General features: G+C 44.5%; 9 protein-coding genes and 1 riboswitch. Of the genes, 4 read left to right on the plus strand and 5 right to left on the minus strand.

Translation table 11 applies throughout. The features are described 5' to 3' along the window. From LGO15_RS03725 to LGO15_RS03735, 3 genes are all read left to right on the plus strand, one after another. On the plus strand, window positions 1-1,227 hold the full coding sequence (locus LGO15_RS03725) for an ABC transporter permease (RefSeq protein WP_226086794.1): 1,227 nt from the start codon (window positions 1-3) through the stop codon (window positions 1,225-1,227). 524 nt (window positions 1,228-1,751) lie between these two features. Further along, the gene (locus LGO15_RS03730) at window positions 1,752-3,932 is read left to right on the plus strand and encodes a sensor domain-containing protein (protein ID WP_226086795.1); all 2,181 of its coding nucleotides are present in this window, start codon (window positions 1,752-1,754) and stop codon (window positions 3,930-3,932) included. A gap of 147 nt (window positions 3,933-4,079) precedes the next feature. Further along, window positions 4,080-6,254 carry a beta-propeller domain-containing protein gene (locus tag LGO15_RS03735; RefSeq protein WP_226086796.1) on the plus strand — a complete coding sequence of 725 codons (2,175 nt, stop codon included), beginning with the start codon at window positions 4,080-4,082 and terminating at the stop codon, window positions 6,252-6,254. 218 nt (window positions 6,255-6,472) lie between these two features. Here the strand turns inward: LGO15_RS03735 and LGO15_RS03740 are convergent, their stop codons facing one another. After that, window positions 6,473-6,886, minus strand: coding sequence for a VOC family protein (locus LGO15_RS03740; protein WP_226086797.1), 414 nt, complete (start codon window positions 6,884-6,886; stop codon window positions 6,473-6,475). 147 nt (window positions 6,887-7,033) lie between these two features. Between LGO15_RS03740 and LGO15_RS03745 the strand changes: the two genes are divergently transcribed. Next, entirely contained in the window at window positions 7,034-7,228 is a 195-nt protein-coding gene (locus tag LGO15_RS03745) for a hypothetical protein (protein WP_226086798.1), read from the plus strand. 49 nt (window positions 7,229-7,277) lie between these two features. Here the strand turns inward: LGO15_RS03745 and LGO15_RS03750 are convergent, their stop codons facing one another. The 4 genes from LGO15_RS03750 to LGO15_RS03765 all read right to left on the minus strand — a co-directional run bounded on the left by LGO15_RS03750 (window position 7,278) and on the right by LGO15_RS03765 (window position 12,553). Beyond that, entirely contained in the window at window positions 7,278-8,624 is a 1,347-nt protein-coding gene (locus tag LGO15_RS03750) for a GntP family permease (protein WP_226086799.1), read from the minus strand. Between the two features lie 313 nt (window positions 8,625-8,937). Then, window positions 8,938-10,473, minus strand: coding sequence for a gluconokinase (gene gntK / locus LGO15_RS03755; protein WP_226086800.1), 1,536 nt, complete (start codon window positions 10,471-10,473; stop codon window positions 8,938-8,940). Beyond that, window positions 10,466-11,194: a GntR family transcriptional regulator gene (locus LGO15_RS03760; protein WP_167833469.1), complete on the minus strand. Its 729-nt coding sequence runs from the start codon at window positions 11,192-11,194 to the stop codon at window positions 10,466-10,468. Before LGO15_RS03760 ends, gntK begins: the two co-directional genes overlap by 8 nt. A 453-nt stretch (window positions 11,195-11,647) precedes the next feature. After that, window positions 11,648-12,553 (minus strand): nuclease-related domain-containing protein, encoded by a 906-nt coding sequence (locus LGO15_RS03765; RefSeq protein ID WP_226086801.1) that lies wholly within the window; start codon window positions 12,551-12,553, stop codon window positions 11,648-11,650. Between the two features lie 108 nt (window positions 12,554-12,661). Then, a riboswitch (Lysine riboswitch) is annotated at window positions 12,662-12,840 on the plus strand. Window positions 12,841-12,975: the final 135 nt, after the last annotated feature.

The raw sequence follows: 12,975 nt of genomic DNA on the forward strand, positions 1-12,975 counted from the left end.
ATGAAGGCGCTCGGAACTGCGTTTCTTTTTCATTTTAAGGAGCAAACTCGCTCCAAAGGATTCAGGATTACCTCGATCGTTCTTTCTTTGTTGATTCTTGGATTCTTCGCCTACAATCATTTCATGTCAAAAGAAGAAGAAGTCCGTGTCTCTGTTATTAACAATTCGGACTTTCAAGTGGATGAAGACGGGCTGAAAGGCATGATTGAGGGTTTGCAGCTATCAGTAAAGGATGCGGGCGATGTCGATTCAGAAAAGGGGAAAATCAAAGAGCAGGACCTCGATCATCTCGTCATCATCGACCAAAAAGACACCCTTCCAACAGTGGAGTATTTCTATCACCGGATGCCTGATCCGAACGTAATCTTTGCTTTTTCAACCCAGCTGCAGCAGCAATACCTGCAGAATGTATCAAGCGAAAATAATCTTTCTGGCGATGTGGTGGCTGACTTGTTCACGCAAATACCTGTGGAGAGGAATATGCTTGCCGAAAACAATGGCAGCCTCGGAATCGTATATGTCTTCATCTTCTTGATGTATACCTTCATCCTGATGTTCGGCCAGGGAATTGCCATGAGCATTACAGGTGAAAAATCCACACGCGTAATGGAAGTCATGATCACAAAAATCAAGCCGATCTACATGCTGTTTGCCAAGGTACTCTCCAACCTTGCTGCGGGTCTTATCCAGGTATCAATCTTTTTCCTTGCCGGCTATCTGGCTTACCTGCTGGGGTGGATGAACACGGATCAATTCAGTGTGTTCGGATTCTCCTTTGATCTCTCACAAGTTGGACCTGGCTTGATATTCGCTTTCGTTTTCTTTTTTGCCGGCGGTTACCTGGTATACGCCCTTTGTTTTGCCGCACTTGGTTCTGTTATCTCTCGTACGGAAGACCTCGGCAGTGTCATGGGCCCAGTCATCATGCTCGTCATGGGTGCATTGATGGTAGGAATCAAGACCATGATGGATCCAACAGGTGCATTGGTCACATTCTCAACCTATTTCCCATTCTTTTCACCGATCGTCGCTTTCTCAAAGTATGTAATGGGTGAGTTAACGACTGGAGAACTGCTATTAAGCGGAGCAGTTTTGGTCGCATCGATCCTGTTGATCGCATACTTAGCTTCACGAATCTATGTAAAAGGCGTAATGGTTTATGGTGAAAAATTCAAATGGTCACAGATGAGCGGGATGTTGAAGAAGGAAAAAACAGAAGTGCTATAAATGTGGAAATTTGAATCGGGCGCCGTTTACGGCTCCGGTCTTTTTTCTTGCTAAAATACGGACCGGAATTCGCTTTTCAACCAGAGAAGAAACTTTGAAATTTGGCAAAAGCCCATTTAAGAAGAAAGGTATCTCTTATGAACAGGGAGGATCGTTCATAAGGACCTCTAAGAGTGAGAAAGAGACCCTTATGCAGGAGGAAGAGCGATCATAAGGGTCTCTAAGAGTGAGAAAGAGACCCTTATGCAGGAGGAAGAACGATTATAAGGGTCTCTAAGAGTGAGAAAGAGACCCTTATACAGGAGGAAGAGCGTCCAAAAGGGTCTCTAAGAGGAAGAAAGGCACCCATATGCAGGAGGAGAAATGAGGTATACAATCTTATAAATAACCAACCCTGAATTAAGGGCCTTTTTCTATTGTATTTGTTCATTAACCCCTATTGTAAAAATATACCTCTACAGTCAGAGTCAGGGAGTGTCGATATAACATGTATATACTGAAAGTTAGAGGGGCGGGTGACTTTAATGCAGCCAGATTTAAACAGCAGATCTCTTTTTGAAGTTTATAAGTCGTTATTTAATTTCAATCATGATGGGTGTTACGCCCTTGATGTGCAAGGAAATTTCATCGCATTCAATGAGGAGGCTGCGGTGATTACGGGTTACTCGCTGGAAGAGGCTTTGGAAATGAACTTCATCTCGATGATTCATGATGAGTTTGTGGATGATACGATCCAGCAGTTTAAGTCTGTCATATCAGGAGAGCGAACGAAATTTGAAACAGCGATTGTTAAAAATGGCAGCGGTGAACGAATTGATTTGATGATCACCGCTGTCCCGATTTCGGTCGATGGAGAGGTTTTGGGCATTGTCGGATGTGCACAGGATCTTACTGAAAAAAAGGAGCTCGAGGCTTTATTGAGGGGCCAGAATAGAGTCCTTAAAATGATGGCGAAGGGAGCCTCCTTTCAAGAGGTCCTGGATGAGATGGTCCTCTTTATCGAGAGTTTCACGGACGGAGCGCACTGTGCCATTCTGATTGCTGACCAGGAAGGGAAGAGATTATTACATGGATCCTCGCCTAACTTGCCGCAAGCCTACAATGATGCAGTGGATGGGTTACCAATCGGTCCTACGATTGGTTCCTGTGGCCGTGCCGCCTTTTTAAAGGAATCTGTGGTCACAACGGATATTGCCTCTGACCCACTGTGGGAGGGTTACCGTGACTTGGCACTGTCGTATGGTTTAAAGGCCTGCTGGTCAACTCCGGTCTTTGATGATGATCAAAGAGTGATTGGCACTTTTGGCCTTTATTATTGCCGTGCAAGATCTCCGCGTGAAAAGGACAGGGAGATCATCCAGAAAGCAACTGATCTCGCAAGCCTGGTGATTCAGCATTATAGGGCAAAAGAAAGAATTAATTTCATGGCGTATCATGATGCGCTGACAGGGCTGGCGAACCGGCGCCTGTTTGATGATCGGGTTCAAAAGGCGTTTGCAGAAACAAAAGTGGATAAAGGCGAAAAGCTGAGCCTCGTGTTCCTGGATCTTGACCGGTTCAAGTATGTCAATGATTCACTGGGCCATTCAATAGGAGACCGCTTGCTGGTGTATGTGGCTGAGAAGCTGAAAAAAAGCCTAGGGAACGGAGTGGTTTTTTCAAGGCAGGGTGGGGACGAGTTTGCAATTTTACTAGAGCATACGACGAAAGAAAAAGCGGAAGCCGTAGCCCGTACGATCCTGAGAACATTGGAGGAGCCTTTTTCGATTGATGGTACAGATATTTTCATTACAACGAGCATTGGCATGAGCTTTTACCCTGATGATGGAGAAAAGATTGACATATTGTTGAGCAAAGCGGATGTGGCGATGTACCAGGCAAAAAAGCAGGGGCGGAACAATTTCCAGATGTACGATGTGATGCTGGACCGCCAAGCATTCGAAAAGCTCCAGGTTGAAAATGAACTCCGGAAAGCACTTGAGCGGGAGGAATTTGAGCTCCATTATCAGCCGATTGTGAACTTGTGCAAGAATGAAATCACAGGAGCCGAGGCGCTGATTCGCTGGCAGAATGACAGAGTTGATTTTGTATCACCCGATCAGTTCATTCCGATTGCCGAAGAAACAGGGCTGATCATTCACATTGGAGAATGGGTGCTGAAAACCGCCCTGCTGCAGCTTAAGGAATGGCACGAAAACGGAATGGAAGGGCTGACGGTGTCAGTGAATTTATCGATTCGCCAGTTTTACCAGCCTAATTTAATCACGATGGTGAAGGAAACACTTGTGCTGACCGGAGTACAACCTCACTTCCTTACCATTGAAATCACCGAAAGCATGACGATGGACGTGGAAAAAGCCAGCTTCATTCTCCAAGAACTGAAAATGCTTGGAGTAAATATTTCCATCGATGATTTTGGGACAGGCTACAGTTCACTAAGCTACCTGAAAAGATTTCCGATTGATGATTTGAAAATTGACCGCTGCTTTGTGAAGGACATCGCCGAGAGTAAAAGCGACGAAAACATTGCGACGACCATTATTTTGATGGCTCATAATCTTGGCTTGTCTGTCATTGCAGAAGGCGTTGAAACAGCAGAGCAGTTACGATTGCTGAAGCAGCATCACTGCAACGAAGCCCAGGGCTATCATTTCAGCAAGCCTGTTCCGGCTGAAGAATTTATTAAGATCAAGGTTCCTTCGTGATACGAAGGGGCTTTTTCATTTTTAGTTCTGAAATGAAGAAGGCTTAATTATTCCTTCTTGAGTTGGAAGAGCTTTTTCGTTTTTAACAATAAATGTTGAAACACCTGGAATGAATTTCCGTCTAATTCTTCAAAGGGGCTGAAAAAGATGAAAAAATGGTGGTTGATAATCGGGTTGATGTTCATTTCTATTGCAGCAGTGGCTTTTTATTCTTTTTCCCAGTTCAAGGTGGTCAATGCCTTGGAAGAGGAGCATATCGTCTTGCCGACCAAGGTATGGCAGCTGCAGTTTTCGGAGAAGATTTCTGAACAAAGTCTTGATCATGAATTGATGTATGTGACGAATGACAAGGGAGAGAAACTTGATACGAAGCTGGAGCTGGGTGACGACCGAAAAACCATTTTCATCCATCCTCCGGAAGAAGGATATGACCCACAGGCGGGATATAGTGTTCATTTTAAAAAAGGGATCAAATCAGCTTTGGGCAAAGAGCTGGACTCTGAGCATAGCTGGAAGTTCGTTGTAAAAGAAACCCTTCCGACCGTTGGGACGCAGGAAAACCTGGCGAGTTATTTTGAAGAAATCATCAAGGAAGAAAAAAAGGCTCGGGGCTGGTTTGGCGGGTTGAAGGAATCCTTCTCTGTTGGCGAGGATAAAGCGACGGAAGAGTCAGTGGCTGCTGATAAATCCGGAGGCGGCGGGGATGTTTCCGAAACGAATGTCCAGGTCCAGGGTGTCGATGAAGCGGATATTGTCAAAACAGATGGAAAAAGCATTTTCCAGGCGGAGCATGATAAGGTGCGGATCATTCAGGCTGTGCCAGGTGCGCAGATGAAGGTATTGTCGACGATTCCTTATAAAGGGAATTTTTCACCTAGCCAGTTGTTCTTGCAAAAGGATCAGCTTGTGGTCATTGGGCACCAGTACAATGAGATGTACAGACCTTATGAAGATGTTGCCAAAGATTCGCTGATTGCTCCAATGATGCAGTCGACGACCATCATTATCTATGATGTGAAAAATCCAGCCGACCCAAAACAGATTCGTGAAGTGAAGATGGAGGGTCACTATGTTTCGGCCCGGAAGGTGGATAACCTTGTTTACCTGATCACGCAGCATTATCCGGATTACTGGCTGCTGAAGGAAAGCAGGAAGATTGATATTCGGCCGAAGTTCACCGACTCAGCAGTGAGTTCGAAAGAGAGAATGATTGATTATGACGATATTCACTATTTTCCGGAATCGCGCCAGCCGAACTATACACTCATAGCCGCACTCGACCTTGAGCAGCCGAAAAAAGAAGTTTCGATGACGACTTATCTGGGCAGCGGCAACCAGCTTTATATGTCAAAAGAAAACCTCTACCTCGCAGTCGAGAATTATGGAGATATGGACCTGAAAGAGAGCGGTGTGATCGCACCTGACACGGATGTCCATAAATTTGCGATCAGCGGAATGGACGTTCAATACCACAGCTCTGCTACCGTGCCGGGAACCGTGCTGAATCAGTTCTCGATGGATGAGCACAACGGCTATTTCCGTGTTGTGACGACAAAAGGCTACGCGTGGGACGAGAAGCGCCCATCTTCCAACCATTTATATATACTGGATAAAAACTTGAAGGAAACCGGGAAAATCGAGGAGTTAGCGCGCGGGGAGAGAATCTATTCCGCGAGATTCATGGGTGACCGGATTTATATGGTTACTTTTAAAGAAACCGACCCGCTGTTTGTGTTTGACGCAAGCGATCCGGCCAACCCGAAAGTGCTTGGCGAGCTGAAAATTCCTGGCTTCAGCAATTACCTGCATCCTTATGATGAAAACCATATTATCGGATTCGGCCAGGATACGAAAATCGTTGCTGAAAAAGGAGCGTCACAGCCGCGGATCCTGACAGACGGAGTCAAGATTTCCCTGTTCGATGTCAGCGATATGTCCAATCCGAAAGAAAAATTCACCGAAATCATCGGTGGGCGAGGAACTTACTCACCATTGAACCATGACCATAAAGCCCTGCTATTCAATAAAGACAAAGACATTTTCGCCTTCCCGATCTCGGTTTACCAAAACAGCGAGAAGAACGAATACGAACAAATTTTTGAATATCAGGGAGCATACGTTTACGATATCGATCCGGCAACCGGTATTCACTTGAAGACGAAAATCACCCATATCAACGGCGAAATGCCGTATTACGAAGAATGGGAAAACCAAATCCAGCGCTTGCTTTACATCGGAGACACACTCTACGCCCTGTCGGCAGATAAAATCACGAGCCATAAAATGGGCAGTTATGAGAAGGTTGGAGAGCTGGGATTTTAGGATTGGGTTGATGCTTAAAACAAGGAGAGTTGTAAATTTAGGATTGGCCGGCATTTAATACAAAGGGAGCTTTAATCGAACGACTCCCATTCAATACTAGGAGAGCTGGAATTTTAGGAGCGGACTTCTGTTCAGTACTAGAAGAACTTCCGCTCAAAATAAAAGTGGAGTCAGGCTGTCAGTTGCGGCCAGACTCCACTATTTTTTTGCAGCGAAATTTACCCTAATCCCTCTGTGTTCTGCAGCACAATCCTCCAGCCATCAGGATCGGCAATCGTTATGCCGGATCTTTTCCAGTACGGATTTTCCGGTTCGACCTCAGGATATCCCATAGTATGGAGGCGCTCTGCGATTGCATCGCGTGCTTCTTTATTCGGAATATAGAAGACTAACAGATTGTCTTCCGTCGGTGCAGGGCAGGGACTGCCATTTTCATGCTGGGTGAATTCAAGATGATAGCTCAAATCAGGCAGGCCAAGCATCACGCCATCATACCCATCATGCTTTTCAAAACCGCCCACCACTTCCAGCCCAACTCCATCGCGGTAAAACTCAACAACCTTTTCCAATTGATCCGTTGGCCGGGCAATCCGGAATTGGACCGCAGGCATTTTTTCAGACCAAGGCTTCATCTTCAGCACCTCGATTCCATTTGATGGTTTAATTATATAATAATGCTGGTGACTTTTTCCTGAAAGATGGAATGGAACGGGGTTAATCGAACTTCTAGTTTGCTATAATGATAACGAGAGGATTTTTCCTAAATAAGAGGTGTTAGTATGACCATTGGCCTTATATTGGTATTCATCATTATCATTGGAGCACTGCTGGCAACATTGTTACTCTCTGGCAAGGGAGACGAGGAGTATAGCAAAGCCACGAAAAGAAACACGACGAATCTTTCTCTGATTTATATTGTGGTCATTCTGCTATCCTTTCTGGCAGTGGGAATTTATATTAAGTGGTTTGTGTAGTGATAATAGAATAAAGGTCAGCCCGATTATGAGGGCTGACCTTTTCCTATTATACGAACAGGCTAAGCAATAAGATAAATCCTAATCCTGCTACTGAAATAATCGTTTCAAGCAATGTCCATGTTGCGAATGTTTCTTTCATACTCAAGCCGAAGTATTCTTTGAACATCCAGAAGCCTGCGTCGTTCACGTGTGAAGCGATCAAGCTTCCTGCGCCAGTTGCCAGTACGACAAGGGCAAGGTTCACATCTGTCTGGCCAAGCAATGGAATGACTAGGCCAGCTGTCGTCAATGCTGCCACCGTTGCTGATCCAAGTGAGATACGCAGGATCGCTGCGATGATCCAAGCCAGCAGGATTGGTGATAGGGAAGTACCGTTGAATAGTTCAGCTACATAGTCGCCAACGCCGCCGTTGATCAAAACTTGTTTGAAGGCGCCGCCGCCACCGATGATCAAAAGCATCATGCCGATGTGAGAGATCGCTGTTGTACAAGAATCCATCACTGTTTTAATAGGGATGTTACGTGCGATACCCATTGTGTAAATGGCTACAAGCAGGGATAGTAACATCGCCGTACCTGCATCACCGATGAACTGGATGGCTGCAAGAAAAGCATTATCCTCGAATCCCATCGTTTTTTGTAGTAAAGAAATGATTGTTGCGATCGACATTAAGATAACTGGTAGAAGTGCTGTGAAAACGCTGATTCCGAAACCAGGTGTTTCTTCAAGTTTGAAAGTTTTTTGTTCTCCTAAAGAAGCAATGTTTCCTGTTTTGTTAAAAGATTCTGGGACAAGCTTCTTCGCGATTTTCGTGAAAACTGGACCAGCCAGGATGACAGTTGGAATCGCAATGATGAATCCGTATAGCAATACTTCACCAATGTTTGCGCCGTACTCACCAGCGATTACAGTTGGACCCGGGTGAGGAGGCAGGAAGCCGTGTGTGACAGATAAAGCGGCAGTCATTGGAATACCAAGATACAGAATAGAAATCTTTAATTCTCTTGAAATCGCAAATACGATTGGAATCAATAATACTAAACCTACTTCGAAAAATAGAGCAACACCGATGATGAATGAAGCAGCAACGACTGCCCATTGGATGTTCTTTTCACCGAATTTGTTCACAAGTGTCATGGCGATTCGCTGGGCACCGCCGGAATCCGCAATTAATTTACCAAGCATCGCACCAAGACCAAAAATCAGTGCTAAGTGGCCAAGAGTTCCGCCAAGTCCAGCTTCAATTGTTTTAACAATCTCGCCAAGTGGCATTCCAAGCGCCAATGCTACGCCAAACGATACGATAATCAAGGAAATGAATGTGTTGAGCTTTAAGCCCATGATCAATAATAGTAAAGCTAAGATACCAATTGCTACAATAACCAATGGCATTGTAATTTCCCCCTAAGATGTTTGTGATCCGCTATTCGCGGGTGTTTCCCTCTGTAAAATAAAGCGCTGCCATTTTTGAGCGGGGATTAGTGTCCCCTTTGTGATAATCCCTTGTTTAACCAAACTTCTTTGTAATACCTAACCCGATCAGGCTACTTTAATAGGCCATTATTTAATCAAACTATTTACTTTGATAGTCCCTTATCGAATCAGACTTCTTGGATAGCCCTTATTTAATCAGGCTTCTTTAGTAGTCCCTTATCTGATCAGACTCCTTTGAAGGCCCTTATCGAATCAACTTCTTGGATAGCCCTTATTTAATCAGGCTTCTTTGATAGTTTGCGATTCTTGAATAATCCTGTTCCAGTGCTCTGGATAAGCTGATGAAAATCGGCACTAGCTGTCTGTATTCTTTTGCGGCTTCTTCGTTCGGCGTGTGCTTGTGGGTGCTGCCGATCATCTCGGAAGCGACTTCAAATGAGTCGATTTTCCCTGTTGCATAGAGGCCGAGGATGCAAGCACCAAGGCAAGAGCTTTCATAGCTTTCAGGTACGACTACCTCGATGTCGAAAATATCGGACATCATCTGGCGCCACACATCCGATCTAGCAAAACCGCCGGTAGCCTGAATCCTTGTAACCGGGCTTTCCATAGCTTCCGTAAGCGCTAAGAAAACGGTATAAAGGTTGAAAATGACCCCCTCTAATGCTGCACGAATCATATGCTCTTTTTTATGGGACATAGTCAGTCCGAAAAAGGATCCGCGGACATCTGGATTCCAAAGTGGAGCACGCTCACCTGCAAGGTATGGGTGGAACAGCAAACCTTCCGCACCGGGTCTTACGCGTTCAGCGATTTTCGTTAAAACGTTATAAGGGTCGATGCCTAAACGCTTGGCCGTCTCGACTTCAGATGCTGCGAATTCATCGCGGATCCAGCGAAGGACCATTCCGCCATTGTTGACAGGACCGCCGATGACCCAGTGGTTCTCGGTCAGGGCGTAGCAGAAAATCCGTCCTTTTTCATCGGTTTGCGGCTCGTCGATGATCGTGCGGATTGCACCGCTTGTCCCAATTGTGACCGCAATCTCGCCTTTGCCAATCGCATTGACGCCGAGGTTGGAAAGGACACCGTCACTAGCACCGATGACAAAAGGAGTTTCAGGGTCAATCCCGATTTGCTTCGCTAATTCTGAATTGCAGTTCGTGAAGGTCTTTGTTGTCGGTACAAGCTCTGATAATTGGTCTTTCGTGATTCCGGTAATTTTCAGAGCCTCTTCATCCCATTCGAGCTTTTTAAGATTCATCATTCCCATCGCTGACGCAAGCGAATGGTCCACCACATACTGGTCAAAGAACTTTTTAAAAATAAATTCCTTGATGCCGATGTATTTCTTCGCTTTAGCGGCAATTTCAGGACGCTCATTCACAATCCATGCAATTTTGCTTAATGGTGACATCGGATGGATCGGCGTTCCGGTGCGCTTGTAAATCTCATGTCCGTTGAGTTCTGTTTTGATCTTATGCGCCCATGCTTCACTGCGGTTATCGGCCCAGGTGATACAGGGTGTAAGCGGCTCATCATTTTCATCAATGGCAATGACGCTGTGCATCGCGCTGCTGAAGGAAATAAACGCCAGCTTTTTTTGCTGATTGTGTTTCATGATTTTCGTAATGGCAGTCAGGACCGCCATATAAATTTCTTCAGGATCTTGCTCGGCTGTTGATATATCCGGCGTATGGAGCGGGTAGCCAATGTTCTCCTGCTGGATGACTTCGCCTTTTTCGCTGAAAAGGACAGCCTTGGTACTCGTCGTACCGATGTCGACCCCTAGCATATATTCAGTCACTTTTCTCCACTCCCTTGGAAAGCGTTTGCTGCGATATCCAAAGGTCATCTACTTTACCTTGAACATCATCAAAATTTTGGTGTAAGGATTTAATCATCAGGTCGCGATTCTTCGTTTTGATGGCTTCAATATAAAGCTCGTGATTCTCGAGGATGCGATCGAAGTCTTCGTACTTTTCTTCAACCCTTGCTCGCATCGATAAAAGAATGAAAGCTTCCATGACGGGCTTCGTGTTATCCCAGATCATTCGGATGTAAGAGTGGTTGATGGCCCGGATGATCGTTTCGTGAAAAAGAACATCCTGGAGGCTGAACTCGTCGGCATCCTTGTACTTGATGGCAATCTTCATCATCTCGAGAATTTTGCTCAATTCAACTACTAGGTTGGTTGTATCTATTTTGATAAGTCGTTCAAAAACGAATGACTCAATCAATAAGCGGACATCATAAATCTCTTCAATATCTTTTTCTGTAAGGCCAATGACCACGGCACCCATTCTTTCCAGGCGGATCAGGTTTTCAGCTGAAAGAATTTTAAGCGCTTCACGGATCGGCGAACGGCTTACGTTAAAATCAGCAGCTAGTTTGTTCTCCGAAAGGATGGCACCGCTTTCAATCAAGCCCGAAATAATTTGCATCCGGAGCTCACTCGCAACCCGGTCACCCGTTGAAGCCTTAGAAAGCCATTTTTGCGGATAAAGAAAATTACTATTTTCCGTCATTTCCTCACCTTCCTGGTTAATCAAGTATACTTGTATACAAGTATTATAAAACGAATATGAAAAATTGCAAGCGTTTTCTATTATGATTATTTTGGCAAATTTTTTTGTTGTTATTCGAGGAAGGGGTAAGGAAGTTAAGGAAGATCATGATATGTGCCCGGTTATGGGAGGGAGAGCGAAAACCGGTAACATAAAGAGGAGATATGTTCCCCGTTATGGGAGAGAGAGCGAAAACCGGTAACATAAAGAAGAGATATGTGCCCGGTTATGGGAGGAGAGCGAAAACTGGGCTCATAAAGAGGTAATATGTTCCCCGTTATGGGAGGGAGAGGAAAAACCGGTAACATAAAGAGGAGATATGTTCCCCGTTATGGGTAGAAGGAGAACAACTGAGCACATAAAAAAGCCTAGATGGAAGAAATCACGATCTAGGCCCAAGTCTTGCAGAATATTTTACTCGTAATAAGTAGACTTACATTCTCCACTGGCTGATAAATTGTCTTTTAATACTCGTCTTATTGATTTTTTTGGCAAATTTCCATTGCACCAATCGTAAATAGCGGTTGTGGTTACTTTTTGACCTGGAAATAGTATTAGAAAACTTTTTAACGCTTGCAAAATAAGAGATTCAATTGAGTCTCCTGTGCCACAATAACTACATACAGCTCTTTTTTGCCTGAAACTCTCCAAAAACCCCCCGCAACCTCCACAAATAACGCCTTTCCTCAACATTCCAAAATCATAACTCGGCACTCTTGAATACGGTGATTTCGTTATATGCAAAGACAATAGAGCTTCGGCCAATTTGGTATGTTTGTTATTCAGCTTGGAAGAGGTTCTGTTCATTTTATCCATAAAGCGGTTGAGTTGGTTGGGTAGAATAATGTGTGATTTCAATGGTGCTTGCAGAAGGGCGAATTCTGGGTTAATGAACACGAGGTGAGGTTCAAGAGGAATGTAAAAGCCAAGTTCCTTTAGCAGTTGTTTTAGCAGTGATTCGGCGCGGCTTAGTTGGTGGAGGGGGTTTTTGGTTTCTTTGCCGGCGACAGTCTTGAATTTGTCTCCATCCAGATAATAGTCCCCTTCAAGATTCTTCACTTCAAAAAGATGCAACCGGTCCTGTGTGATCACAAACGAATCGATTTGAAAAAGGGTGCCATTCACTTCTAGTAACAGGTCGTTGAGAATTAAACTTTCAACTTGGTATCCCGTAAACCATTGGTCGAATTGGACTTCACCTTCATATCCTTTTTCCAGTGTCCATAGGTTTTGCGCATCTTTCTCTTCTAATTCCATTCTAGGCTTCAGAGCATGCAACAATACTAGTTCTTCTGGTTTGGTTCGTTCTTTTACTATCATATTCCACTTCCTTTCTTTTTCATTGTAAAAGAATGTCAAGCAAAAATCAGTGAACATTCTTGGACATTTATGATACTATTAACCTAATTTCATATGATCTTATCAGATCGGTGAGGTAGAGGAGCGAATAACAAGAGTAGTCCATCGGAGATCGACAATCGTTGATGGTGGCTGAAAGGGTTGTTTGCCGAAGCGTGATCAGGGTCAGACTGATTATTGCTGGGCTGCTTTCTGAACAAGGAGCAGACTGTCATGCGGGGTTTTGTGCATGGAGAACTACTGATCGAAATGGAGGATAACGTATATTGTAAAAGCAATGGTAGGTTATTTTCTGCCATTGCTTTTTTGCATGCCAGAGCTTACCAACTATCCCCCTTCTATCAAACTCCTTATGCACTCCCCAGGCATTCACATTTTATCCA

It is taken from the genome of Mesobacillus sp. S13 (assembly GCF_020422885.1).
GTDB classification, from domain to species: domain Bacteria; phylum Bacillota; class Bacilli; order Bacillales; family Cytobacillaceae; genus Mesobacillus; species Mesobacillus selenatarsenatis_A.